We start from the raw sequence: 24781 nt of genomic DNA on the forward strand, positions 1-24781 counted from the left end.
GACGGCTCAGCCGTAGGGCGTGAGCAGCTGGTCGACCGGGGCCAGGTCGTCGGTGAGCACCGGGGCGTCGGCGACGAACGCGTCGAGCTCCTCGCCCTCGACGACCTGCCAGTCCAGGTCCCGTTCGGCCAGCACCGCGGTGATCGCTGCGGCCGGCAGGGGCTCCCGGGACGCCACGGCCACCACGTTGCCCCCGTCGACGCCCTCGACCACGGGCTCGCGGGCCAGCAGCAGGACGTGGTCGAACACCGCGCCCATCGTGGCCAGCTCGGCCCGCACGAAGTCCAGCGGCGGGTTGTCGATCAGGTTCGCCGCGTAGACCCCGTCCGACGTCAGGGCCCGGTCGACCAGGTCCAGGGCCTCGACCGTGGTCAGCTGCCAGGGCACGGACAGGCCGCCGAACGCGTCCCCGACCACCAGGTCCCGGCCGTCGGCGGGTTCCCGGGTGAGCCCGATCCGGGCGTCCCCGACGTCGACCCGCAGGTCCGCCGACGTCTGCAGGTCCAGCAGGTCGCGGTCGATCGCCAGCACCCCGGCGTCGACCTCCAGCACCCGGCTCTGCGTCCCGGGGCGCACCTCGGCGAGGTAGCGGGGCAGGGTCAACCCACCGCCGCCGAGGTGCAGCGCGGACAGCGGGTCGCCGGCCGGGGCCATCGCGTCGGTGACCGAGGCGATCGCCTGCACGTACTCGAACTCCAGGTACGTCGGGTCGTCGAGGTCGACGTAGGAGTGCCGCAGGGTGTCCAGCACCAGGGTCCGTCCGCCCTCCCGCTCGGGGTCGGCCACCACCCGGGCGCAGTGGTAGGTCGTCTCCTCCTCGCACGGGTCTGGCGCGATCACGGCCATCCCGGTGCCGGCCAGGGTCAGCACCAGCAGGGCGCCCGGGAGCCGGGCGGCGGCGGTGGACCGACGCCGCAGGAACAGCCACAGCCCGATGCCGGTGGCCACCACCACCAGGCCGGTGCCGACCAGGATGACGGTGGTGGGCAGCACGGCGACCAGCACGAACCCGGTGCCGAAGGTGGCCGCGATGCCCCCCAGGGTGCCGATGCCCGACAGCTTGCCGACCACCGAGCCGGTCTCGCGCAGGCTGCCCAGCTGCAGGGTGACGATCATCGGCGGCACCGCCGACAGCAGGGCCGCGGGCACCACGACGGCCACCGCGGCCAGCAGCAGCACGTTGCCCGCGGCCGCACCGGTCAGCAGGGCACCGGCGAACCGGACCAGCGGCACGACCGCGACCAGCAGCGCTCCACCGGCCACCAGCAGCGGGGCGAGCAGCCCGCGCGGGTCCCGCCGGTCGGCCACGGCTCCCCCGGCCCAGGCACCGACGGCGATCGCGGCCAGCGCGAACCCGATGACCGCGGTGTTGGTCTGCAGCGTGATGCCCACGTAGGGCGCGATCAGCCGCAACCCGGCGATCTCGAGCACCAGCACCGCCCCGGAGGCCAGGAAGGTCACGACCGCGGCCACCCAGCCCGGCAGCGCCCGACTCGGGGTGGCGGGTGGTGCGTCGACGGCGGGGTCGGGCGTCGTGCTCAGCGGGTCACCTCGGGGTGGCTCGGGTACGGGGGGTCAGAACAGGGCCGGCTGGTCGGCCGGCTCGCTGACCGACTCGACGCGGGCGGTCAGCTGCGGGCCGTTGTTGGCGACGTTGCCCACCGCGGCACCGACCGGCCGGATCTCCAGGGTCTCGACGAACTCCGGCGGGGTGGGCGCGGCGAGGGCCTCGACGTCGTCGCGGGCCGGGTCCAGCCAGTCGGCCCAGCGGTCGGGCGGGAGCACCAGGGGCATCCGGTCGTGGATCTCGGCCAGTGCCCCGACGGCCGGTGCGGTGACCACGGTGCAGGAGTACAGCCGGTCCTCCCCGCGCCCCCAGACCTCCCAGAGCCCGGCGAAGGCCAGGCCCGACCCGTCCTCGGGCGTGACGAACCAGGGCTGCTTGCCCGGGGCGTGCGGTTTCGGTGACCACTCGTACCAGCCGTCGGCCGGCACGAGGCAGCGGCGGGCCCTCGCGGCCTTGCTGAACGCGGGCTTGCTGGTCAGCGACTCGACCCGGGCGTTGAGCATCCGGTTGCCGACCGAGACGTCCCTGGCCCAGGAGGGCACCAGCCCCCACCGGACGACGCGCAGCTCACGGTGCGAGCCCCCGGTGGGCGCGCCCTCGGCGTCGCGCTCCGTCGCCTGCCGGACGACGTACACGTCCTTGGTGGGGGCCACGTTGTGGTCGGCGGCCAGCGGCGGCTGCCCCGGGGCCGGCACCGCCTCGAACTCCACCGTCAGGTCCTCGGGACGACGACTGGCTGCGTAACGCCCGCACACGGTGACCTCCTGGGCTGGCCGGACTCGACAGCGACTGTAGGTGCGCCCGCCGATAGTGCGTGCTGTCGGACCCCACGGGTAGGACTGGACGGACGCACCCGTTCGACGAGAGGCACCTCCGTGACCAGCACGACACAGGACTCCCCCAGCACCGATCGCGCCTACGCCACGGTCAACCCCTTCACCGGGGAGACCGAGCGGGAGTTCCCCGCCCTGGCCACCGCCGACGTGCCCGCCGTCGTGGAGCGGGCGCACACCGCCTTCCTCGAGTGGCGCCGGCGCAGCGTCGCCGAGCGGGCCGCCGTGGTCGGGAGGGCCGCGGACCTCATGCTCGAGCGCACCGACGCCCTGGCCGCGCTGATCACCCGCGAGATGGGCAAGCGCATCCAGGAGGCGGCCGGTGAGGTGCAGCTGGCGGCCAGCATCCTGCGCTACTACGCCGACCACGCCGAGGAGTTCCTCGCCGAGCGCACGATCCAGGTGATGAAGGGCGAGGCCGTCGTCGTCAACGAGCCGACGGGTGTGCTGCTGGCCATCGAGCCCTGGAACTACCCGCTCTACCAGGTGGTCCGGGTCGCCGGCCCGAACCTGACGCTGGGCAACACGATCCTGCTCAAGCACGCCGAGAACAACCCGCAGTGCGCCCTCGCGCTCGAGGAGCTCTTCCGGGACGCCGGTGCCCCCCAGGGCGTCTACACCAACGTCTTCCTGGCCATCTCCGACGTGGAGAGCGTCATCGCGCACCCCGCCGTGCAGGGCGTGACGCTCACCGGCAGCGAGAAGGCCGGGTCCTCGGTGGCCTCGCTGGCCGGCAAGCACCTGAAGAAGTCGGTGCTCGAGCTCGGTGGCAGCGACCCGTTCGTCGTGCTGGACACCCCCGACCTGGGCCGCACGGTCAAGGCCGCCACGATGGGCCGGATGGCCAACACCGGCCAGGCCTGCATCGCGGCGAAGCGGATCATCGTGCTCGAGGACGTGTACGACGACTTCGTCGCCGGCATGACCCAGGCGTTCTCCTCCTTCACCCCCGGCGACCCGGCCGACCCGGCGACCACGCTGGGCCCGCTGTCCACCGAGAAGGCCGCGGCCGAGCTGGCCGCCCAGATCCAGGACGCCGTCGACAAGGGCGCGACCGTGCTGGCCGGCGGTGGCCGCCCCGACCACGCCGGCGCCTTCGTCGAGGCCACCCTGCTCGCCGACGTCACCCCGGAGATGCGGGCGTACTCCGAGGAGCTGTTCGGTCCGGCCGCGGTGCTCTACAAGGTCGCCGACGAGGACGCCGCCGTGGCGCTGGCCAACGACAGCTCCTACGGGCTCTCCGCGGTGGTCTACAGCGGGGACGCCGAGCGCGCCCGCGGCGTGGCCGACCGGCTGGAGTCCGGGATGGTCTGGATCAACCAGCCGTCGGGTTCCTCCCCCGAGCTGCCCTTCGGCGGGGTGAAGCGCTCGGGCTACGGTCGTGAGCTCTCCGAGCTCGGCATGTTCGAGTTCGCCAACCGCCGCCTGGTCCGCACCCTGCCGGCGACGAGGTGAGCGGCGGGCAGGGCGTCGACGGCGTCCCGGCGGCGGGCAGGATGGGCGGCATGACCAGCTGGACGACGCCGCACCACCCCGCGCCGGTCGACGCCGTCGTCACCCTGCCCGGCTCCAAGTCGATCACCGCCCGGGCCCTGGTGCTCGCCGCGATCAGCGAGGGCCCCTCCCGGCTGGTGCGCCCGCTGCGCGCCCGGGACACCGACCTGATGGCCGAGGGTCTGCGCGCCCTCGGGGTCGGGATCGAGGTCGACGGCGACGACTGGCTGGTCACCCCCGGTCCGTTGCGCGGCCCGGCCACCGTCGACGCCGGCCTGGCCGGCACGGTGCTCCGGTTCCTGCCGCCGGTGGCCGCCCTGGCCGACGGCCCGGTCACCCTCGACGGCGACGAGCGGCTCCGGGACCGGCCGAACGCCGGTCTCATCGAGGGGCTGCGCGGCGCCGGGGTGACCGTGGAGGACGGCGGCCGCGGCAGGGCCCCGTTCACCGTGCAGGGCACCGGCGCGGTGCGCGGCGGCACGGTCACCGTGGACGCCAGCGAGTCCAGCCAGGTGGTCAGCGGCCTCCTGCTGGCCGCGGCCCGGTTCACCGAGGGCCTGGACCTGCGCCTCACCGGGGGCGTGCCGTCGATGCCGCACGTGCAGATGACGGTGGAGACCCTGGCCGAGCACGGTGTGCTGGTCGACCGCACCGACACCGGCTGGCGGGTGCACCCCGGCCCGGTCGCGGCCGTGGACCGGGTGGTCGAGCCCGACCTGTCCAACGCCGCCCCGTTCCTGGCCGCCGCGCTGGTCACCGGTGGGCGGGTGACCGTCCGGGACTGGCCGCTGCGCACCACCCAGCCCGGGGCCCAGCTCGAGCACCTGCTCACCGTGATGGGCGCCGACGTGCAGCGCACCGCGGACGGGCTGCAGGTCGCCGGCGGCACGTCGGTCCGCCCGCTGGTCGCCGACCTCTCCGAGGTGGGCGAGCTGACCCCGGTGCTGGCCGCCCTCTGCGCCCTGGCCGACGGCCCGTCCCGGCTGACCGGCATCGCCCACCTGCGCGGCCACGAGACCGACCGCCTGCAGGCCCTCGACGAGGTGCTGACCGCCGTGGGGGCCCGGGTCGTCCAGCTGCCCGACGGCCTGGAGATCACCCCCGACCCGGTGCACGCCGCCGAGCTCGACTCCTACGCCGACCACCGGATGGTGATGGTCGCGGCGGTGCTGGGCCTGGTCGCCGACGGCGTGGTGGTGCGCGACCCCGGAGCGGTCACCAAGACGCTGCCCGACTTCACCGACCGGTGGGCCGGGTTGCTCGGCGCCGGCCTCGCTGCCGGCACTGCGGTGTCGTCCTGACCGGGCGGGCGTTCTGATGGCCGGCCGCACGTTCGACAGCCGCTCCGACGAGGACGACGTCCGGGTCCGCCCGGGCCGCCGCGGCTCCCGGCCGCGCACCCGCACCCGGCCCAGCCACGACGACGCCGTCCCCGGCCTGGTGGTCGGGGTCGACCGCGGTCGGATGAGCGTGCGGGTCACCGGGCCCGAGGGCGGGGACGTCGAGGTCACCGCGATGCGGGCCCGCGAGCTGGGCAAGCACGGTGTCGTCACCGGCGACCGGGTGCGCCTGGTCGGGGACACCAGCGGTCGCACCGACAGCCTGGCCCGCATCGTGGTGATCGAGCCCCGTGCCACCACGCTGCGGCGCACCGCCGACGACACCGACCCCACCGAGCGGGTCGTCGTGGCCAACGCCGACCAGCTCGTGGTGGTCACCGCGATCACCGACCCCGAGCCGCACGTCGGCTTCCTCGACCGCTGCCTGGTCGCCGCGTTCTCCGGCGGGCTGACCCCGCTGCTCTGCCTGACCAAGGCCGACCTGGGCAGCCCCGACGAGCTGCTGGCCCGCTACGCCGGGCTCGAGGTGGAGGCGATCGCGGTCTCCCAGGACACCACCCTGGCCGAGCTGCAGCCGCGGCTGGACGGGCGGATGAGCGTGTTCGTCGGGCAGTCCGGGGTGGGCAAGTCGACCCTGGTCAACCGGCTGGTGCCCGACGCCTACCGGGCCACCGGCGGGGTGAGCAAGGTCGGCAAGGGCCGGCACACGTCGTCCTCGGCGGTGCTGCTGGACCTGCCCGGCGGCGGGATGGTCATCGACACCCCGGGCATCCGCAGCTTCGGCCTGGCCGACACCGACCCCGCCGACGTGCTGGCCTCCTTCGACGACCTGGCCGAGGTCGCCCGGGACTGCCCGCCGCTGTGCGCGCACACGGCCGACGTCCCCGACTGCGCCCTGGACGAGTGGGCCGCCGAGGGCCCGCCCGCCCGGGCCGAGCGGCTGGGCAGCTTCCGCCGCCTGGTCGCGGCGGTCAGCCAGACCCCGAACTGGTAGCGGCACCGCCGGGGTGGCCCGCACGAGGGAGTAACTACCGTTTCCGGATCCGGTCTGTCCGGAAACAGCCGATGTGTCCTGCGTGTCCGCCCACCGTCGAGCCGCCCCCGAGGTGGCCACCCCCCGCGTGATGGCCCGGGTGACCGGTGGTCTCTACCTCGCCGGCGCCCTGGCCGTCCTGGTGCTGGGCTCGGCCGCCTGGCCCCGGCCGGGCGCGGGCGTGCTGCTCGCGGTCGCGGCCACGGCTGCGGTCACCGGTGCCGTGGTGAGCTGGTCGGGACGGCGCCTGCCCCGCTGGGCCTACCACGGCCTGGTCGCTGCCGGGACCGCGCTCATCACCGTCACGGTGGTCGCGTCACCCGGACCGGCGACCGCAGTGGCCGGGGCGGCGATCGGTGCGTTCGTCGCGCTGGACGCCTTCTTCTTCTTCGGCTGGCCCGGGGCGGTGGCGCAGCTCGGGTGGCTGGTCACGACCCTCACGGTCGCCCTCGCGTCCCGCCCGACGGTCCCGGTCAGCGCCGTGGTCGTGGTGGACCTGGTGCTGCTCGCCGTCGCCGTCGTGGTGGGCGGGCTCGTCCAGCGGGCGTCCAGCGCCGGCCGGGACCCGCTCACCGGCCTGGCCAACCGTCGGGGCTTCGACGAGGCCGCCACCGACCTGGTGCGGGGCTGTCGACGCTCGGGCCTGCCCCTGTCGGCCGCGCTGCTGGACCTGGACCACTTCAAGGCGGTCAACGACCGTTCCGGCCACTCGGCCGGGGACGACCTCCTCCAGTCGGTGGCGTCCCGGTGGCGGCCCGCGCTGCCCGCCGGTGCGGTCCTCGCCCGGCACGGCGGGGACGAGTTCGCCCTGCTGCTGCCCGACGCGACCGGACCGGTGGCCCTGGCCGTGGTGGAGCAGCTGCGGTACGCCGTCCCGGGGGTGGGGCTGTCCTGCGGGGTGACCCAGTGGCGTCCGGGCGAGACCGTGGCCCAGCTGATGCGGCGCGCGGACGGAGCGCTGTACCAGGCCAAGAACACCGGCCGTGGCCGCAGCGTGCTCGACGACCAGGGCCCGGACCCGCTCGTGGCCGAGCTCACCGCCGCTCTGGCCGCCGACCCCGGCGAGTCCGGACTGGAGGTGTACTACCAGGGCATCGTGGCCGTCGGGTCGGGGCAGCTCGTCGGCGTCGAGGCGCTGGCCCGGTGGGAGCACCCGACCCTGGGGGCGCAGAGCCCGGCTCGCTTCGTGCCGCTGGCCGAGGACCACGGTCTGATCGACGTGCTGGGTCGCCGGGTGCTGGACCAGGCCTGCCGCGACCTCGCCGAGCTGCACCGGCAGACCGGCCACCGGCTGCTGCTCACGGTGAACGTCTCCGGCCACCAGCTGTGCGACCCCGACTTCCCCGGCGACGTGCGCTCGGCCCTCACCGCGGCCGGCTGGCCCGCGGCGTCCCTGGTCCTCGAGGTCACCGAGAGCCTGGTCGAGGCCGACTCCGCCGCGGCGGTGGCCGCGCTGACCGCCCTGCGGGACACGGGTGTGTCCGTGGCGATCGACGACTTCGGCACCGGCTTCTCCTCGCTGGCCCGGCTGGACACCCTGCCGGCGGACTACCTCAAGCTGGACGACTCGTTCACCGCCGCCCTGACCACCTCGACCCGCCGGGCCCGGCTGATGCGCAGCATCGTCGGCATGGCCGAGGCGCTGGACCTGCAGGTGATCGCCGAGGGGGTCGAGACCCCGGAGCAGGCCGAACGCCTGCGCGCCCTGGGGTGCCGCTACGCCCAGGGCTTCCTGTTCCACCGGCCCTCCCCCGTCGCCGGCCTGCGGGAGCTCCTCCGGGAAGGGGCTCAGACGTCGACCGGGCCGCCGCTGCGCCAGTAGACGCCGGCGTCCCGGCTCAGCAGGTCGCCGTCCACGAGGTACCGGCGCAGCGCCGCGGTGTCCGGGTGCCAGACCGCGAGCAGGGCGTTGACCTCGCGCTCGGGGTAGCGGAGGCCGGGCTCGAAGACCCGGACCAGGTGCTCGAGCACGATCCGGCGCTTGGCCCGGGGCACCGGGATCGAGGTCAGCCGGCCGTCGGTGATGAAGGTCTGCAGCACGGCGTCCTCGGCCGGATCCGACGACAGCGGCTCCGGCGGCGGCGTGGCCTCGGCGGCACCGCGGGCCGCGGCACCGAAGAGCTCCCGGCGCAGCTCCAGGCCGGTGCCGTCCCGGCGGACCAGGCCGCCGCGGCCGAGTCGGCGGGCGGCCAGCGCGACCTGGGTGCCGGTCAGCCCGGTGGCCTCCGCGACCGAGCCGATGTCGGTGGCACCCAGGGCCAAGGCCGCGACGACGGCCAGCCGGGTGTCGTCGGCGAGCAGGCCGACCAGCTTGGCGGCATCGGGGGCAGGACTCACCGCCCGACGGTAGAACGAGGCCGCCAGTACGGTCGCCCCATGACGGGCTCGCGGGGTTACACCGAGGACATGCAGCTGGCCCACGTGCTGGCCGACCAGGCCGACGCGATCAGCCTCGACCGGTTCAAGGCCCAGGACCTGGTGATCGACACCAAGCCCGACCTGACCCCGGTGACCGATGCCGACCGCGCGGTGGAGCAGCAGCTGCGCAGCTCGCTGGGCCGTACCCGCACCCGGGACGCCGTACAGGGCGAGGAGTTCGGCACCACCGGGCACGGTGCCCGCCGCTGGGTGGTCGACCCGATCGACGGGACGAAGAACTTCGTTCGCGGCGTGCCGGTCTGGGCCACCCTGATCGCCCTGCTGGACGGCGACGTCCCGGTGGTCGGCATGGTCAGCGCACCGGCGCTGGGCCGCCGCTGGTGGGCCGCCGCCGGGGTGGGCGCCTACACCGGGCGGCGGCTGGAGTCCGCGACCCGCTGCCACGTCTCGGGCGTCGACAGCCTCGCCGACGCCAGCCTCAGCTACTCCAGCCTCTCGGGCTGGGAGGAGCGCGACCGGCTCGACGGCTTCCTCGACCTGACCCGCTCGGTGTGGCGGACCCGCGCCTACGGGGACTTCTGGAGCTACACGATGCTCGCCGAGGGCGCGGTCGACGTGGCCTGCGAGCCCGAGGTGTCGCTGTGGGACATCGCGGCGATCGACGTCATCGTGCGGGAGGCCGGTGGGACGTTCACCGACCTGGACGGCACCCCGGGCCCGGCCGGTGGGTCCGCGGTGGCCACCAACGGCCACCTGCACGGCGAGGTGCTGACGGCGCTCGCCCCCCGCTGAGGGCGAGCACCGCCCGGCCTCAGCGGGTGCCGGTCCCCTTCGAGCCGCCGCCCTGCAGACGACGCCGGACGTCGTCGATCTTGGCGCGGTTCTTCGGGTCCTTGGCGAACTGCTGGGCCTTGTCGGTGGCCTGCCGGATCGCTCGCTGACCCTGCGGGCTCTTGGCGAACTTCATGATCTTGTCGATGAGCGGCATGGCGCACATCCTCCTCGTGCTGGGACCCGGTCGGTCCGACCGCTGACGTCAACGTCGGTGCGGGTCGCGGCGTTCCGCCCACGTGTCGGTCCGCCGGGCTTCGGCCCGACGGCCGTCGCACGTGTCGGCCCAGGTGTGGACGAGGGGGCTGCCGATCGACCAGGGGGTGGACGCCGGGCGGGCAGACCTGCCCACCGGCGCCCCCGGCGGACGGGATGACCCTCGGGCGGAGGTCGAGACAGCAGCCGCCCCGACCGGCCACCCGGGTCAGAAGTCGAACCCGCCGGGGCGTCCGTTGCGGTCGGCGAGCAGCCCGGCCAGCGTGGACACCGCGATCTCCGCCGGGGCCCGGGAGCCGATGTTGAGCCCGATCGGCCGGTTCACCCGGGCCACCTCGGCGTCCGGCACCCCCAGGGCGGCGAGCGCGGCGACGTGCGGACCCTCGTGGTGCGGGTTGCCCATCACCCCGATCCACCGGTTGCGCACCGCCAGCGCGTCGCGGAGGACCCCGCCCAGCTCCTCGCGGTGGTGGTCGCAGGCCACCACGTCGGCGTGCGGCTCGTCGGGCACCGCGGTCAGCACGACGGTGCCCTCCGGCAGCCCGTCGACCTCCCGCCCCGCCGGGTCGACCAGCACCGGTGCGTAACCGCACTCCGCACCCAGCCGCAGCAGCGCCGCAGCGACCGGGGAGGCGAAGACCGCGACCAGCACGCGGTCGGCCGCGGGCTCGCCGGCGGAGTGCCCGTGGGCCACCCCGCAGGTCGGGTCGCTCATCGCGCCGGGCTGTCGCCGTAGGCGTAACCGGCGTTGGCGTAACGACCGCCCTCGGCGGCACCGGGCGGGGCGATCTCCTCCAGGCGCGCCAGGTCGGCGTCGGTGAGCTCGACGGCGTCCGCGCCGGCGTTCTCCGCCAGGTAGGTGCGCCGCTTGGTGCCCGGGATCGGGACGACGTCGTCGCCCTGGGCGAGCACCCAGGCCAGCGCGAGCTGCCCAGCGGTCACGCCCTTCTCCCCCGCCATCGCCGTCACGGCCTCCACCAGGCGCAGGTTGGCCTGGAACGCCTCGCCCTGGAAGCGCGGCATGTCCTTGCGGAAGTCGTCGTCCCCGAAGTCGGCCGGGCTGGTGATCGCACCGGTCAGGAAGCCCCGGCCCAGCGGGGAGAACGGCACGATGCCGATCCCGTGCGCACGCGCCTCGGCCAGCACGCCCGAGGACTCGAGGTCCCGGGTCCACAGCGACCACTCGCTCTGCAGCGCGGTGATCGGGTGCACCGCAGCGGCCCGGCGGACCGACTCGGCCGATGCCTCGGACAGGCCCAGGTACCGGACCTTGCCCTGCTGCACCAGCTCGGCCATCGCGCCGACGGTGTCCTCGATCGGCACCTGCGGGTCGACGCGGTGCTGGTAGTAGAGGTCGATGGTGTCCACACCGAGGCGGCGCAGGCTGTCGGTGCAGCGGGCGTACACGTTCTCCGGGCGGCCGTCGGTGACCATCGCCCCGGACGCGTCCCGGGACAGCGCGAACTTGGTGGCCAGCTGGACGTCGTCCCGGCGGGTGCGCAGCCGCTCGGCGAGCAGCTCCTCGTTGTGCCCGTCCCCGTAGACGTCCGAGGTGTCCCAGAAGGTGATGCCCAGGTCCAGCGCGCGGTCCAGGACGGCGAGGGACTCGTCGCGGTCGGCGGCCCCGTAGGACTGGCTCATCCCCATGCAGCCCAGCCCCTGCGCGGAGACCTCGAGCTCGCCCAGCCTGCGTCGTGCGATCGGTGCGGTCATGCCCCGATCCTGCGCCTGCCCGGCGGTGTCAGCCACGGGACAGCTCGTCCACGGCGTCCCGCTCGGCGTCGGTGAGGGCGAACCCGAGGACGTCGGCGTTGGCGCTGATCCGCGCCGGGGTGACCGACTTGGGGATGACGACGACGCCGTGGTCCAGGTGCCAGCGCAGCACCACCTGGGCAGAGCTCACCCCGTGCGCGTCGGCGATCCCGGTGAGCACCGGGTCGGCGAGGTCGGTGCTCTTGAACGGGCTGTAGCCCTCCAGCACCACCCCGCGCTGCCGGTGGCCCTCGAGCACGTCGGCGTCGAAGAGCGAGGGCGCCCAGCGGACCTGGTTGACCGCCGGCATCACCCCGGTGGCCTCGGCCAGCTCGTCGAGCATCGCCAGGGTGAAGTTGCTGACCCCGATGTCGCGGGTCCGACCGGCGTCCCGGGCGGCGACGAACTCCCGCCACACGGCGACGTCGTCCCCGCCCGTGGACCAGTGCACGAGCCACAGGTCGAGGGCCTCGACGCCCAGCGCGGCCAACGAGGCGTCCAGGGTGGCCTGCGCGGCGTCGGCCCGGTCCGGCGGCAGCTTGGTGGTCAGGAAGACCTCGTCCCGGGCGACGCCGGACTCGGCCAGCGCGCGGCCGACCTCGGCCTCGTTGCGGTACATCGTGGCGGTGTCCAGGTGCCGGTAGCCGGCCTCCAGGGCGGCCCGGACGGCGTCGGTGCAGGCGCTGCCGGTGATCTGCCAGGTGCCGAAACCGAGCAGCGGCATCGCGCCACCCCCGGGGAGAGCGGCGGTGGGCTGGGTGTGATCGGTCATGCCCGGGCCCTGCCCTGCCAGGGGTGGCCCGACACGTGGGATCGTCGGCAGGGACCGGGGACCCCGGCCGCCCCACCCCCACGCTGGAGGACCTCCCGTGCAGTACGCCGAGTCCGTCGTCGACCTGATCGGGAACACCCCGCTCGTCCGACTGACCAAGGTCACCGACCACCTGGGCCCCGACGCCCCCCTCGTGCTGGCGAAGGTCGAGTACGTCAACCCCGGCGGCTCGGTCAAGGACCGCATCGCCGTCCGGATGATCGACGCGGCCGAGGCCTCGGGTGCCCTGCAGCCCGGCGGCACCATCGTGGAGCCGACCAGCGGCAACACCGGCGTGGGCCTGGCCATCGTGGCGCAGCAGCGCGGCTACAAGTGCATCTTCATCTGCCCGGACAAGGTCAGCTCGGACAAGATCAACACGCTGCGGGCCTACGGGGCGCAGGTCGTGGTCTGCCCGACCGCGGTCGACCCGAGCGACCCCCGCTCCTACTACTCGGTGTCCGACCGGCTGGCCCGGGAGACCCCCGGTGGCTGGAAGCCCGACCAGTACTCCAACCCGGCCAACCCGCAGAGCCACTACGAGACCACCGGCCCGGAGATCTGGGCGCAGACCGACGGCCGGGTCACCCACTTCGTCACCGGTGCGGGCACCGGCGGCACCATCTCCGGCGTCGGGCGCTACCTCAAGGAGGCCTCCGACGGGCGCGTGCAGGTCATCGGCGCCGACCCCGAGGGCTCGGTCTACTCCGGCGGCACCGGTCGGCCCTACCTGGTCGAGGGCGTGGGCGAGGACTTCTGGCCCACCACCTACGACCAGACCGTCGCCGACGAGATCGTCGCGGTCTCCGACGGCGACTCGTTCGCCATGACCCGTCGCCTGGCCCGCGAGGAGGGCCTGCTGGTCGGTGGCTCCTGCGGGATGGCCGTGGTCGCCGCGCTGCGGGTGGCCGAGAAGCTCACCGCGGACGACGTGCTGGTCGTGCTGCTGCCCGACGGCGGCCGCGGGTACCTCAAGAAGATCTTCGACGACGAGTGGATGGCCGACTACGGCTTCGTCGAGGCCGCGGACGGCGAGACCGTCGGCGAGCTGCTGCGCGCCAAGTCCGGCGACGGCGACGCACTGCCGGCCCTGGTGCACACCCACCCCACCGAGACCGTCCGCGAGGCGATCGACATCCTCCGCGAGTACGGCGTCTCGCAGATGCCGGTCGTCCGGGCGGAGCCGCCGGTGACCGCCGGCGAGGTGGTCGGCTCGGTCGAGGAGAAGGCGCTGCTGGACGCGCTGTTCTCCGGTTCGGCCGCGCTGTCGGACACCCTGGAGAAGCACATGAGCTCGCCGTTGCCGATCATCGGCTCCGGCGAGCCGGTGTCCGCCGCGGTCGCGGCCCTCGGTGGCGCCGACGCGCTGCTGGTGCACGAGGACGGGAAGCCCGCCGGTGTCGTCACCCGGCAGGACGTGCTCGGCCATCTCGCCGGCATCCCCGCCGCGGTGCCTCCTACGGTGACGGCATGACCTCCGAGCCCACGCAGGGCTTCTCCACCCGGGCGATCCACGCCGGCCAGGAGCCCGACCCGACCACCGGCGCCGTCGTCGTCCCGCTCCACCTGACGAGCACCTACAAGCAGGACGGCGTCGGGGGGTTGCGCGAGGGCTACGAGTACAGCCGCAGCGCGAACCCGACCCGCACCGCGCTGCAGGAGGCGCTGGCCTCGCTGGAGCAGGGCACGACCGGGCTGGCCTTCGCCTCCGGGCTGGCGGCCGAGGACGCGCTGCTGCGCACGGTGCTCGACCCGGGCGACCACCTGGTCATCCCGATCGACGCCTACGGCGGCACCTTCCGGCTGATCAGCAAGGTGCTGGGCCGCTGGGGCGTCGACCACACCCCGGTCGACCTGGGCGACCTGGACGCCGTCCGCGCCGCCCTGCGCCCGAACACCAAGCTCATCTGGTGCGAGACGCCGACCAACCCGCTGCTCGGCATCGCCGACATCGCCGGTCTGGCCCAGCTCGCGCACGAGCACGGCGCGCTGCTCGCGGTGGACAACACCTTCGCCTCGCCCTACCTCCAGCAGCCGCTGACGCTGGGGGCCGACGTCGTGGTGCACTCCACGACGAAGTACCTCGGCGGGCACTCCGACGTCGTCGGCGGCGCGCTGGTCGCCGGTTCCGCCGAGCTCGGTGAGCGGCTGGCCTTCCACCAGAACGCGATGGGTGCCGTGGCCGGGCCCTTCGACGCCTGGCTGGTGCTGCGCGGGATCAAGACCCTCGGGGTGCGGATGGACCGGCACCAGGCCAACGCGGCCCGGGTGGTCGACTTCCTCACCGCGCACCCGGCCGTGTCCTCCGTGCTCTACCCCGGCCTGCCCGAGCACCGCGGCCACGAGATCGCGGCGCGCCAGATGTCCGGCTTCGGCGGGATGCTGTCGTTCCGGCTGGCCGCCGGCGAGGAGGCCGCCCTGGCGGTCTGCGAGCGGGCGCAGGTGTTCACCCTGGCCGAGTCCCTGGGCGGCGTGGAGTCCCTGGTGGAGCACCCGCACCGGATGACGCACGCCTCGGTGGCCGGCAGCGCCCTGGAGGTCCCCGCCGACCTGGTGCGCCTCTCGGTGGGCATCGAGGACGCCGAGGACCTCATCGCCGACCTGGAGCAGATGCTCGCCTGATCCGCCCGCAGACTCCCGCCCTCCAGGCGTGCTGCGCCCCTGCAGGGCCACAGGACGCCTGGACGGCGCGGGTCTGCGGTGAGATGGTTGAACGCATGACCATCGACCTGGCCGCCATCGAGGCGACCCGCGCCCGGATCCGCGAGCAGCACCTGCGCCCGGCCGGCGAGCGACCGGCCTCCACCGCCCGCGGCCTGCACCACACCGCGCTGATCAGCAGCGACGTCGAGGCCACCGTCGCCTTCTACCAGGGCGTGCTGGGCTTCCCGCTGACCGAGCTGATCGACAACCGGGACTACCCGGGCAGCTCGCACTTCTTCTTCGACATCGGCAACTCGAACCTGCTGGCGTTCTTCGACTTCCCCGGCCTGGACGTCGGCCCCTACGCCGAGGTGCTCGGCGGGCTGCACCACGTGGCGATCAGCGTCGAGCCCACCCGCTGGGAGGCCCTGGTCGCGAAGCTGACCGAGGCCGGCGTCGAGCACGTCGTCCACTCGGGGGTCTCGGTCTACTTCCGCGACCCCGACGGTGCCCGCATCGAGCTCATCGCCGACCCACTGGGTGAGATGTACGGGGAACACGTGCTGTGATGACGGGGTTGCGCAGCCGCTGACACTCGACCGGGAGGCACCCGCATGACCCAGGCCCCCCGCCCCGGACCCGCACTGCGCGTCTCGGTCCCCACGCTGTCCCCGTCCTCCAGGCTCTACATGGGCACCGAGGCCGGTGGCTCGGCGCTGCTGCTCGTCGGCACCCTGCTGGCCCTGGCCTGGGCCAACTCGCCGTGGGCCGCCGGGTACGACACGTTCTGGTCCACCCCCGCCTCGCTGGGCATCGGGGACGTGGAGCTGTCGATGGACCTGCGGCACTGGGTCAACGACGGCGCCATGGCGCTGTTCTTCCTCGTGGTGGGGCTGGAGATCACCCGCGAGGTGGCCACCGGCGAGCTCCGCGACCGGCGCTCGGTCGCCGCACCCGCCCTGGGCGCATTGGGCGGCCTCGCCGTCCCCGCGCTGGTGTACCTGGCCTTCAACCCGAGCGGGGAGGCGGCCTCGGGCTGGGGCATCGTGATGAGCACCGACACCGCCTTCGTGCTCGGCGTGCTGGCGCTGTTCGGCCCACGCTGCCCCGACCGGCTGCGGCTGTTCCTGCTGACCCTGGCGATCGTCGACGACATCGGTGCGATCAGCGTGATGGCGCTGTTCTACTCCGACGAGATCGTGCTGCCCGCCCTGGCCGTGGCCGGCCTGCTGGTCGTCGCCCTGCTGGTGCTGCGCTGGCTGGGCGTGTGGAAGCTGACCCCCTACGTGCTGACCGGCATCGCGCTTTGGCTGGCCGTCCACGAGTCCGGGGTGCACGCCACGCTGGCCGGCGTCCTGGTCGGCCTGCTGCTGCCCGCCCGGCCGCCGTCCCGCAAGGAGATCGACCGGACGGCGGCGTTCGGCCGCGCCCTGCGCGAGGACCCCGACGCGTCCAAGGCCCGCAGCACCAAGCTCGCGGTCGCCTCCACGGTGCCCGCCAACGCCCGGCTGCAGGAGTCCCTGCACCGGTACACCGCCTACCTCGTCGTGCCGGTGTTCGGGCTGGCCAACGCCGGGGTGGTGCTGAACGCGGAGACGTTGCGGGCCGCGGCCACCTCCACGGTCACCCTGGGCATCGCGGTCGCGCTGGTGCTGGGCAACGCTGTGGGCATCACCCTGGGGGCGTTCGTGGCGCTGAAGACCGGCTGGGGGGTGCTCCCGGGCGGGGTGCGCTGGTCGCACCTGATGGCCGGCGCCACGCTGGCCGGGATCGGGTTCACCATCTCGCTGTTCATCACCGACCTGGCCTTCGACGACGAGCTGCTGCGCGAGCAGGCCAAGATCGGCATCCTGCTGGGGTCACTGACCGCAGCGGTGATCGGCACCGTCCTCCTGCGCACCCTGGGCGAGCGGTTCCCGCTCTGCTCGCCGGCGTCCGACGAGCCACCGTCGCTTCCCCCGCGGCCCTGGATCGAGCCCGGCGTCCGGGTCTGAGCCCTGGCCGGCCGCGCCGATCGCCCGACGCAGCGAGGCCAGGTCCGGGCGGCCGCTGAAGAGCTGGCCGTCCACGAAGAGGGTGGGCGTCCCCGGCACCTCCAGCTCCACCCCGGTCTCGAAGTCGGCCACCACCTTGTCGCCAAAAGGCTGTGCCGCCTCCCCGGTGACCCGCGACGGGTCCAGCCCCAGCTCGACGGCGTAGCCGGCGAGGTCGGCGTCGGCCAGCCGGTCCTGGTGGCCGAACAGGTGCTCGTGCATCTCCCAGTAGGCGCCCTGGGCACCCGCGGCCTCCGCGGCCAGTGCCGCGGTCAGCGCGTAGGGGTGCACGTCGGCCAGCGGCCAGTGCCGGAACACCAGCTTCACCCCGCCGTCGGAGCCGTCGACCAGCGCCTTGAGCACCGGGGCGGCGGCACCGCAGTACGGGCACTCGTAGTCGCCGTACTCGAGCACGGTGACCGGGGCGTCCAGCGAGCCGTAGACGTGGTCCTCGGGCCGGACGTCGAAGGGCCCGCTCACGCCCGCTCCCCCGTCCCGACCTCGGCGCGCGTGTGGCCGGCGGACCCCGGCCGCCGGTCGCCCGAGGCGGTCCCGGACCGGCTGTCCGCCGGGTCGTCCCGCACGGTGGTGTCGTCCGGTGTCGTCATGGGCGCTGCAACGCCGGCGGCCGGCGGCGGCTTCCCGACGTTGACGGGCCCGGGCCCGCGGGCTTGACTCCGGCCGACCCCCGTCCGTCGTCGAGGAGACCCCATGCCCTCCCCCAGCACCACCCCCGACCGCGAGCTGTTCAGCGAGGAGCGCTCGGCCGAGGTGGTCGCGGCGTCCTTCGCCGGCACCACCGACCCGCGGCTGCAGACGGTGCTCACCTCGCTGGTCCGGCACCTGCACGACTTCGTGAAGGACGTCGAGCTCACCGAGGACGAGTGGGGCGCCGCGGTCGGCTTCCTCACCGAGACCGGCCAGGCGTGCACCCCGACCCGGCAGGAGTTCATCCTGCTGTCGGACGTGCTGGGGCTGTCGATGCTGGTCGAGACGGTGAACCACCGCACCGGCGGGACGGCCACGGAGTCGACCGTGCTGGGCCCGTTCCACATGGTCGACTCCCCCGTGCGCGAGCTGGGCGACGACATCGCCCTCGACGGCAAGGGGGTGCCCTGTCTCGTCTCCGGTCAGGTGACCGGCCCGGACGGGGACCCGCTGGCCGGGGCGACCGTGGACGTCTGGCAGACCAACGAGGACGGCTTCTACGACGTCCAGCAGCCCGACGTGCAGCCGGCCGGGAACCTCCGGGGGCTGTTCACCACCGACGTGGAGGGCCGGTTCTGGTTCCGCTCCGTCGTCCCCCGCTACTACCCGATCCCCGACGACGGCCCGGTCGGCCGGCTGCTCGCCGCCACCGGTCGGCACCCCTACCGGCCGGCGCACCTGCACTTCATCGCCGCTGCGGCGGGGCACCGCACGGTGACCACGCACGTCTTCGTGGCCGACAGCCCCTACTTGGACTCCGACGCGGTGTTCGGGGTCAAGGAGTCGCTGGTGCGCGAGGTGCCCGAGGTCGACGACGCCGCCCGCGCAGACCAGGTGGGGCTGGCCAACCCGTTCCGCACGCTGACCTTCGACCTGTCCCTGCTGCGGGACTGACCGGGGGCAACGCAGAAGGCCCGGACTCGAGGAGTCCGGGCCTTCCGTGGTGGTAGCGGGGACAGGATTTGAACCTGTGACCTCTGGGTTATGAGCCCAGCGAGCTACCGAGCTGCTCCACCCCGCGTCGCAAGAAGAACGTTACCCCGCGTCCACCGGCGACGTCCAACCCTTCCGGCGTGACGGTCCCCACCCCGACGAGGAGCGCCCTCCTCGTCAGGGGCGGGGAACGCAGCAGGCCCCGGACCTGAGGTCCGGGGCCTGCTGTCCTGCATCTGTAGCGGGGGCAGGATTTGAACCTGCGACCTCTGGGTTATGAGCCCAGCGAGCTACCGAGCTGCTCCACCCCGCGTCGGTGGACCAACCCTAACAGGGCCGGGGTGGGGGTCTCGACCGACCCCCACCCCGGCCTCGTCAGCCGGTCGGACTCGCCGCCGCTGCGGACTGGGCTGCCTCGAACGCGGCCGCCGCGGCCTGCAGGTCGGCCTGCGCCTGACCCACCGCGGCGAAGTCACCGGACTGCTGGGCAGCGGCCAGCGAGGCCAGCGCGGCCTGGATCGCCGCGACCGCGGAGTCCACGTCCCCGCCACCGGTGGCCGGGGGCGCCGAGGTGGTCGGTGCCGCCGTCCCGCTGGGTGCCGTCGTCGTCGGTGCCGTGGTCTCCCCGGCGTCCGGCTGGGTGGCGGCGTCCTCGTTGTCCGAGGCCACCGTCCCCGCGCCGGCCCCGAAGACCTGGTCCAGCGCCTCGGACAGGGTGTCGCCGTAGCCGATCCGGTCGCCGTAGTTGACCAGCACCTTCTGCAGCAGCGGGAAGGCGTTCTCCCCCGACCCCTCGACGTAGAGCGGCTCGATGTAGAGCAGCCCCGCGTCACCGATCGGCAGGGTCAGCAGGTTGCCGAACACCGCGTTGGACGTGTCGCTGTTGAACAGCGTCAGGTCCGGTCTGACCTGGTTGTTGGTCAGGAAGGAGTTCTGCACCTGCTCCGGCCCCCGGAACGGGGTGTTGCCGGGCAATCGGAGCACCTGGATCTCGCCGTAGGTGGCCGGGTCGGACGAGGCCGACACGAACGCCGACAGGTTGTCCCGCTGGAACGCGTTGAGCGCACTGGTCAGCTGGAACGTCGCACCGTCGTCACCCGGGCGCTGGGCCAGGATGTAGTACGGCGGCTGGAGACCGTCGGCCGCACCCTGGTTGGTCGGGTCGGTGGAGACCTGCCACCGGTCGTTCTGGTTGTAGAAGTCCGTCGGGTCGGTCACGTGGTACCGGGTGAGCACGTCCCGCTGGAGCTTGAACAGGTCCTCCGGGTACCGGACGTGGCTGATGAGCTCGTCGCTCATGTTCTCCCGCGGCTGGATGACCCCGGGGAACGCCTTCATGTACGTGGCCAGCAACGGGTCGGACTCGTCCCAGGCGTACAGGGTCACCGTGCCGTCGTAGGCGTCCACGGTGGCCTTGACCGAGTTCCGGATGTAGTTGAACTGGTCGTCGGGCAGCGCGGTCGTCCCGGTGCCGGTCAACGCGTCGGCCGCGGCCGTGCCCAGCTCCATCTGCTCGGCGTACGGGAAGGCGTCCGAGGTCGTGTAGCCGTCGAGGATCCACTGCACCTTGCCGTCGACCACCGCGGGGTACGGGTCGCCGTCCACGGTGAGGAACGGCGCCGCCTTCTCCACCCGGTCCAGCGGGTCACGGACGTAGAGCACCCGCGACTCGTCGTTCACCGCACCGGAGAGGATGAAGTTCCGCTCCCGGTAGTAGATGGCGAAGGTCAGCTGCCGGAAGAAGCTGCCGATCTCGACACCGCCGGTGCCGTCGTACGTGCGGTTGATCTGGCCCTCGTCCGACCCGCCCTCGGGCTGGTCGAACTCACGCGGGGTCTGGCCCTCGGGGGCGCCGACCACGGAGTAGACGTCGGTGCCGCCGTCGTTGAGCAGCTCGCCGTAGTAGATGCGCGGCTGGTCGACCTGGATGTCACCGGTGGTCGGCAGGTCGCCGGCACCGGAGAAGTTCGGCTCGCCGCCCTCCTGGCCGGCGACGACCTGGTTGGCCGGCGCGGCCACGAAGCCGTTGCCGTGGGTGTAGACGGTGTGCCGGTTGATCCAGGTGCTCTGGTTGTCCGTCAGCCCCGAGGTGTTGAGCTCGCGGACGGCGACCACGTAGTCCTGGGTGACCCCGTCGATCGTGTAGCGGTCGATGTCCAGCCGCTCCGGGAACCCGTAGACGTTGCGGATCTGCTGGCGCGCGGTGAACGTCTCGCTGAGCACGTTGGGGTCCAGCAGCCGGGCGTTGGGGATCGTCGTCTGGTCGTCCCGCAGGGCCGCGAGCGCGGCCTCGGGGTCGACGTCGGAGCCGTCGGTGTCGGTGGCGTAGTCCACGTACTCCACGTCGGAGAGCCCGTAGGCCTCCAGCGTGGAGGGGATGGCCCGCTGGATGAAGTCCGACTCCCGCTGGTCGGCCGAGGGCCGGACGACGAACTGCTGCACGATCGCCGGGTAGGCCACGCCGATGACCAGCGAGGACAGCAGCAGCAGCACGAGCGCGGCGGCCGGCAGCGCGAAGTTGCGGACGACGATGTTGGCGAAGAACGCGATCGCGCAGATGACCGCGACGAAGACCAGGATCGTCTTGGCCGGCAGCAGCGCGTTCACGTCGGTGTAGCTGGCACCGGTGAACACGTCACCGCGGGTGGAGTAGACGAGGCCGTAGCGGTCCAGCCAGTAGGCCACCGCCTTGAGGGCCACGAAGACACCCAGGAGCACCGACAGCTGCACCCGGGCGGCCGAGGAGAGCTTCTGGCCGGGGGTCTGCAGCCGCAGCCCGCCGAAGACGTAGTGGGTGACCAGCGAGCCGATCAGCGCCAGCACCACGATGGCGAAGCCGAAGCCCAGCGCCAGCCGGTAGAAGGGGTAGTCGAAGACGAAGAAGGAGTTGTCCAGCCCGAACTGGGGGTCGACCGTCCCGAAGGGCGTCGAGTTCCGGAAGGTCAGCCAGGTCTCCCAGCTGCCCTGCGCGGTGAACCCGGCGAACAGGCCCAGGACCACGGCCAGGCCGATGAGCACCTGCTTGCGGCGGGGCTCGACCGACTGGCGGTAGCGCTCCAGGTTCTGCTGCTCCAGGCTCATCGGCCGGAACGTGGGGCGGAACCGGTAGGCCAGGTAGACCGCCAGCGCGACCAGCCCGCCGGTGGCGATGCCGACGACGGCGAACAGGAGCAGGCGGGTCTGGATCTCGGTCCAGAACACCTCGGTGAAGCCGGTCTCGTCGAACCAGAGGTAGTCGACGTAGACGTTGGTGAGCGAGCCGATCACGGTGAAGAGCACCAGCAGGACGGCGATGACGCCGATGACCAGCTTGGCGCGCCGGGACAGGGTCGGCACCGGCACGGGGGGCCGCATGGCCACGGGCAGGCTCCTTCAGTTGCTGAGAACACACATCGCTGCTGTGACGTGCTGGGTCGTGCCGTTCGGGGTGTTCACGGCCCTGGGGTCACAGGTCCTCGACCGGTCCCCGACAGCCCCCCGACAGCCGGGCGGCCGAGGGTGACCGACGGTGGGGTCGTCTGCTCAACTGCCGCCGACGTCCGCTGGTTCCCTGGTCGTGGCGTCAAGGACACCACGTCGGGACGGCGTGCCGGTGGGAGGGCGTCAGCCGCCGGCGGTGCAGGGCTGCGGGGTGCCGCCGTCGCGGAAGACCTCGAGCGCGGTGAGCGCGTCGTCCAGGGTGGCCACCCGGGCCATGGTCAGCCCGGGCTGCGGCGAGGCGAGGGCCTCGGCGCAGTTGTCCGCCGGGACCAGGAAGAGCTCGGCGTCGATGTCCCGGGCGGCCACCAGCTTCAGCGGGATGCCGCCGATCGGACCGACCGCGCCGGTCTCGTCGATCGTGCCCGTGCCGGCGATGACGGCGCCGTCGGTGAGGTCGGTGTCCCCCACCAGGTCGATGATCCCCAGCGTCAGCATCAGCCCGGCCGAGGGACCACCGACGTCGTCCACCCGGATCGAGACGTCGAAGGGCGCCGACGGGGTCTGCAGCACCGAGACGCCCAGCAGGGCGCCGTCGCGGTCCTCCGAGGACGTCGAGGTGACCGTGGTGGTGCCCGCCTCGCCCAGCCGGGTGTAGGCGACCTCGACGTCGTCCCCGGCCGGGACGGCGGTCAGCGCGGCGTCGAGGGCCTCGGTGGTGGGGGTCGCGGTGCCGTCGATGCTCTCGATCGCGTCACCGGGCTCGAGCAGGCCGGCCGACGGGGAGTCCTCCGGCACGGTCTGGACGACGACCTTCTCCGGGTACCCCAGCTCGGACAGCGCGGCGGCGTTGGCCGACTGCTCGGAGGTGAGGAAGGCCTGCCGGTTCTGCTCCTGGGTCTCCTCGACCGTCTGCTCGGGCGGGTAGACGGTGTCCCGGGGGACGACGCTGACCTCGCTGTCGAACCAGCCCTGCACCGCACCGACCAGGGTGAGCGGCCGCTGCGGCACCCCGACCGTGGTCAGGTTGAGGTTGCCGGTGGTGTCGTTGCGCTCTCGGCCGTCGATGCTGATGATCGGGTTGCCGTCGACGTCACCCAGGGTGTTGTAGGTGGGTCCGGGCACCTGGGCCACGTAGGGCACGGGCAGGAACGTGCCGACCAGGCCGAAGGCCAGCAGCAGCACGACACCGGCGACGAGGACGGTCACACGACGGCTCACGGGCGTCGACAGTAGGTGACCGACGCGGCGCGGGCCTGCAGCTGAGCGGGCGCGGGGCGGGGGCTGGGTGTCCGCCCAGAGCGGACGGCAGGAGCGGGTAGCGGCCCCCCGGCGCGGTTACCGTGGGTGCCATGAGCGACGTGCCCTTCGGATTCGGCCTGCCCGACCGCGACCCGGAGCGCCGTGGCGACTCCGGCCAGGGGGGTCAGCCGAACGACCCGTTCGGGCTGGGCGCCCTCTTCGGCGGGGCCGGTGGCGGCTCGCCGGAGGACCTGCTGGGCAAGATGCCGCTGTTCGCCGAGCTGCAGAAGCTGATGAGCTGGTCCGGCGGACCGGTCAACTGGGACCTGGCCCGTCAGGGTGCGATCAGCCAGCTCGCGGCCGGCCACCAGCCGACGTCCGCCGCCGAGCAGAGCGAGGTCACCGAGGCGCTGCGCCTGGCCGACCTGTGGCTGGACCAGGCCACGGAGATGCCCTCGGGGATCGAGCGGACCGTGGCGTGGTCGCGGGTCGACTGGCTCGAGCAGACCCTGCCCGCCTGGGGTGCGCTCATCGACCCCCTGGCCGAGCGCGTGGTCGCCGCGATGACCGCCGCGCTGCCGGCCGAGGCGCAGGCGATGGCCGGTCCGCTGGCCGGGATGATGGGCCAGATGGGCGGCATGATGTTCGGCGCCCAGGTCGGCCAGGCCCTCGGCAAGCTCGCCGACGAGGTCGTCACGAGCACCGACGTCGGTCTGCCGCTCGCCCCGGCCGGCACCGCGGCCCTGGTGCCGCAGAACGTCGACGCGTTCCGCGCCGGCCTGGACCGTCCCGAGGAGGAGGTCCGCCTCTTCCTGGCCCTGCGCGAGGCGGCCCACCAGCGGCTCTTCGCGCACGTGCCGTGGCTCCGCCAGCAGCTGGCCGACGCCGTGCACGCCTACGCCCGGGGCATCCACGTCGACGCCGACGCGATCCAGCGGGGGCTGGAGGACGCGATGGGCGGCATGGAGGGCGGCTTCGACCCGCAGGACCCGGAGAAGCTGCAGCAGCTGCTGGGCAGCGGCGTCCTGGAGCCGGCCGAGACCCCCGAGCAGCAGATGGCGCTGCGCCGGCTGGAGACGCTGCTGGCCCTGGTCGAGGGCTGGGTCGACGTCGTCGTCGCCGAGGCCGCCGGCAAGCGGCTGCCCGGGCACGGGGCGCTGGCCGAGACCATGCGCCGCCGCCGCGCCTCCGGCGGACCGGCCGAGCAGACCTTCGCCACCCTGGTGGGGCTGCAGCTGCGCCCGCGCCGGCTGCGCGACGCCGCCACGGTGTGGGGCGCGATGACCGCCCAGCACGGCAGCGACGCCCGTGACCGGCTCTGGTCGCACCCGGACCTGCTGCCCACCGCCGACGACCTCGACGAGCCGCTGGACTTCGTGGGCAAGCAGGGCACCGGCTCCGGTGACCAGCGCGACGCCGACGGTCAGGACGAGTTCGACCGGCTCACCGCCGGGCTGGACCTGCAGGACCCCTCCACCGCCGAGGACGACGGCGACGGCGACGGCGACGGCGACGACCCTGCCGACGGGAAGCCCGCCACCAGCTGACC

Annotated in this window: 20 protein-coding genes and 2 tRNA genes; 11 read left to right on the forward strand and 11 right to left on the reverse strand. The window is 73.6% G+C overall.

Annotated elements, in window-relative coordinates; translation table 11 throughout:
* Positions 1 to 6 precede the first annotated feature (6 nt).
* Both F1C76_04285 and F1C76_04290 read right to left on the reverse strand, forming a co-directional pair.
* Positions 7 to 1542 (reverse strand): spermidine synthase, encoded by a 1536-nt coding sequence (locus tag F1C76_04285; protein QNG35910.1) that lies wholly within the window; start codon positions 1540 to 1542, stop codon positions 7 to 9.
* Positions 1543 to 1575: 33 nt separating this feature from the next.
* Positions 1576 to 2322, reverse strand: a complete 747-nt coding sequence (locus F1C76_04290; protein ID QNG35911.1) for an SOS response-associated peptidase — start codon at positions 2320 to 2322, stop codon at positions 1576 to 1578.
* Positions 2323 to 2442: 120 nt separating this feature from the next.
* Between F1C76_04290 and F1C76_04295 the strand changes: the two genes are divergently transcribed.
* From F1C76_04295 to F1C76_04310, 4 genes are all read left to right on the forward strand, one after another.
* Entirely contained in the window at positions 2443 to 3855 is a 1413-nt protein-coding gene (locus F1C76_04295) for an NAD-dependent succinate-semialdehyde dehydrogenase (protein QNG35912.1), read from the forward strand.
* A 50-nt stretch (positions 3856 to 3905) separates the two neighbouring features.
* Positions 3906 to 5195, forward strand: a complete 1290-nt coding sequence (gene aroA / locus F1C76_04300) for a 3-phosphoshikimate 1-carboxyvinyltransferase (protein ID QNG35913.1) — start codon at positions 3906 to 3908, stop codon at positions 5193 to 5195.
* Between the two features lie 16 nt (positions 5196 to 5211).
* Complete coding sequence (gene rsgA, locus F1C76_04305; GenBank protein QNG35914.1) at positions 5212 to 6228, forward strand: ribosome small subunit-dependent GTPase A; 1017 nt, start codon at positions 5212 to 5214, stop codon at positions 6226 to 6228.
* Between the two features lie 82 nt (positions 6229 to 6310).
* Entirely contained in the window at positions 6311 to 8089 is a 1779-nt protein-coding gene (locus F1C76_04310; GenBank protein ID QNG35915.1) for a bifunctional diguanylate cyclase/phosphodiesterase, read from the forward strand.
* Here F1C76_04310 and F1C76_04315 read toward each other — a convergent pair.
* A complete protein-coding gene (locus tag F1C76_04315; protein QNG35916.1) occupies positions 8056 to 8604 on the reverse strand; it encodes a DUF2087 domain-containing protein in 549 nt (182 codons plus the stop codon). The genes F1C76_04310 and F1C76_04315 overlap by 34 nt on opposite strands.
* 39 nt (positions 8605 to 8643) lie before the next feature.
* Between F1C76_04315 and hisN the strand changes: the two genes are divergently transcribed.
* The gene (gene hisN / locus F1C76_04320) at positions 8644 to 9438 is read left to right on the forward strand and encodes a histidinol-phosphatase (GenBank protein QNG35917.1); all 795 of its coding nucleotides are present in this window, start codon (positions 8644 to 8646) and stop codon (positions 9436 to 9438) included.
* Positions 9439 to 9901: 463 nt separating this feature from the next.
* Here the strand turns inward: hisN and F1C76_04325 are convergent, their stop codons facing one another.
* The 3 genes from F1C76_04325 to F1C76_04335 are packed head-to-tail and all read right to left on the reverse strand — an operon-like array spanning position 9902 to position 12217.
* Positions 9902 to 10408 carry a xanthine dehydrogenase gene (locus tag F1C76_04325; GenBank protein QNG35918.1) on the reverse strand — a complete coding sequence of 169 codons (507 nt, stop codon included), beginning with the start codon at positions 10406 to 10408 and terminating at the stop codon, positions 9902 to 9904.
* Complete coding sequence (locus F1C76_04330) at positions 10405 to 11406, reverse strand: aldo/keto reductase (protein ID QNG35919.1); 1002 nt, start codon at positions 11404 to 11406, stop codon at positions 10405 to 10407. Before F1C76_04330 ends, F1C76_04325 begins: the two co-directional genes overlap by 4 nt.
* A gap of 28 nt (positions 11407 to 11434) precedes the next feature.
* Positions 11435 to 12217, reverse strand: coding sequence for an aldo/keto reductase (locus F1C76_04335; GenBank protein QNG35920.1), 783 nt, complete (start codon positions 12215 to 12217; stop codon positions 11435 to 11437).
* 97 nt (positions 12218 to 12314) lie between these two features.
* On the opposite strand from F1C76_04335, the gene F1C76_04340 reads away from it, so the two are divergent.
* The 4 genes from F1C76_04340 (at position 12315) to nhaA (ending at position 16893) form a co-directional block, all read left to right on the forward strand.
* A complete protein-coding gene (locus F1C76_04340) occupies positions 12315 to 13730 on the forward strand; it encodes a cystathionine beta-synthase (protein QNG35921.1) in 1416 nt (471 codons plus the stop codon).
* Positions 13727 to 14878 carry a cystathionine gamma-synthase gene (locus tag F1C76_04345; GenBank protein ID QNG35922.1) on the forward strand — a complete coding sequence of 384 codons (1152 nt, stop codon included), beginning with the start codon at positions 13727 to 13729 and terminating at the stop codon, positions 14876 to 14878. The genes F1C76_04340 and F1C76_04345 overlap by 4 nt, the downstream gene beginning before the upstream one ends.
* A gap of 95 nt (positions 14879 to 14973) precedes the next feature.
* Positions 14974 to 15468 carry a VOC family protein gene (locus F1C76_04350; protein ID QNG35923.1) on the forward strand — a complete coding sequence of 165 codons (495 nt, stop codon included), beginning with the start codon at positions 14974 to 14976 and terminating at the stop codon, positions 15466 to 15468.
* A gap of 45 nt (positions 15469 to 15513) precedes the next feature.
* Complete coding sequence (gene nhaA, locus F1C76_04355; GenBank protein QNG35924.1) at positions 15514 to 16893, forward strand: Na+/H+ antiporter NhaA; 1380 nt, start codon at positions 15514 to 15516, stop codon at positions 16891 to 16893.
* Here nhaA and F1C76_04360 read toward each other — a convergent pair.
* A complete protein-coding gene (locus F1C76_04360; protein ID QNG35925.1) occupies positions 16759 to 17781 on the reverse strand; it encodes a thioredoxin domain-containing protein in 1023 nt (340 codons plus the stop codon). The two genes, nhaA and F1C76_04360, sit on opposite strands and share 135 nt — an antisense overlap.
* Between F1C76_04360 and F1C76_04365 the strand changes: the two genes are divergently transcribed.
* Positions 17644 to 18534 (forward strand): intradiol ring-cleavage dioxygenase, encoded by an 891-nt coding sequence (locus F1C76_04365; protein ID QNG35926.1) that lies wholly within the window; start codon positions 17644 to 17646, stop codon positions 18532 to 18534. The genes F1C76_04360 and F1C76_04365 overlap by 138 nt on opposite strands.
* 50 nt (positions 18535 to 18584) lie before the next feature.
* Here F1C76_04365 and F1C76_04370 read toward each other — a convergent pair.
* The 4 genes from F1C76_04370 to F1C76_04385 all read right to left on the reverse strand — a co-directional run bounded on the left by F1C76_04370 (position 18585) and on the right by F1C76_04385 (position 23211).
* Positions 18585 to 18661: transfer RNA gene (locus tag F1C76_04370), tRNA-Met, on the reverse strand.
* A gap of 151 nt (positions 18662 to 18812) precedes the next feature.
* Positions 18813 to 18886 (reverse strand) — tRNA-Met (locus tag F1C76_04375).
* A 62-nt stretch (positions 18887 to 18948) separates the two neighbouring features.
* Positions 18949 to 21933: a membrane protein gene (locus tag F1C76_04380; GenBank protein ID QNG35927.1), complete on the reverse strand. Its 2985-nt coding sequence runs from the start codon at positions 21931 to 21933 to the stop codon at positions 18949 to 18951.
* A 243-nt stretch (positions 21934 to 22176) separates the two neighbouring features.
* Positions 22177 to 23211 (reverse strand): PDZ domain-containing protein, encoded by a 1035-nt coding sequence (locus tag F1C76_04385; protein QNG35928.1) that lies wholly within the window; start codon positions 23209 to 23211, stop codon positions 22177 to 22179.
* A gap of 131 nt (positions 23212 to 23342) precedes the next feature.
* Here F1C76_04385 and F1C76_04390 point away from each other — a divergent pair, with 131 nt between their 5' ends.
* Positions 23343 to 24779: a zinc-dependent metalloprotease gene (locus tag F1C76_04390; GenBank protein ID QNG35929.1), complete on the forward strand. Its 1437-nt coding sequence runs from the start codon at positions 23343 to 23345 to the stop codon at positions 24777 to 24779.
* The last annotated feature ends 2 nt before the right edge of the window (positions 24780 to 24781 follow it).

The sequence above is a fragment of the Geodermatophilaceae bacterium NBWT11 genome, from assembly GCA_014218215.1.
In the GTDB taxonomy this organism is placed as follows: domain Bacteria; phylum Actinomycetota; class Actinomycetes; order Mycobacteriales; family Geodermatophilaceae; genus Klenkia.

Bases quoted from the DNA above. Each gene is read 5' to 3' on its own strand.
- aroA (QNG35913.1), top strand. From the start codon at position 3,906: ATGACCAGCTGGACGACGCCGCACCACCCCGCGCCGGTCGACGCCGTC.
- rsgA (QNG35914.1), top strand. From the start codon at position 5,212: ATGGCCGGCCGCACGTTCGACAGCCGCTCCGACGAGGACGACGTCCGG.
- hisN (QNG35917.1), top strand. From the start codon at position 8,644: ATGACGGGCTCGCGGGGTTACACCGAGGACATGCAGCTGGCCCACGTG.
- F1C76_04325 (QNG35918.1), bottom strand. From the start codon at position 10,408: ATGAGCGACCCGACCTGCGGGGTGGCCCACGGGCACTCCGCCGGCGAG.
- F1C76_04330 (QNG35919.1), bottom strand. From the start codon at position 11,406: ATGACCGCACCGATCGCACGACGCAGGCTGGGCGAGCTCGAGGTCTCC.
- F1C76_04335 (QNG35920.1), bottom strand. From the start codon at position 12,217: ATGACCGATCACACCCAGCCCACCGCCGCTCTCCCCGGGGGTGGCGCG.
- F1C76_04345 (QNG35922.1), top strand. From the start codon at position 13,727: ATGACCTCCGAGCCCACGCAGGGCTTCTCCACCCGGGCGATCCACGCC.
- F1C76_04350 (QNG35923.1), top strand. From the start codon at position 14,974: ATGACCATCGACCTGGCCGCCATCGAGGCGACCCGCGCCCGGATCCGC.
- nhaA (QNG35924.1), top strand. From the start codon at position 15,514: ATGACCCAGGCCCCCCGCCCCGGACCCGCACTGCGCGTCTCGGTCCCC.
- F1C76_04365 (QNG35926.1), top strand. From the start codon at position 17,644: ATGCCCTCCCCCAGCACCACCCCCGACCGCGAGCTGTTCAGCGAGGAG.
- F1C76_04390 (QNG35929.1), top strand. From the start codon at position 23,343: ATGAGCGACGTGCCCTTCGGATTCGGCCTGCCCGACCGCGACCCGGAG.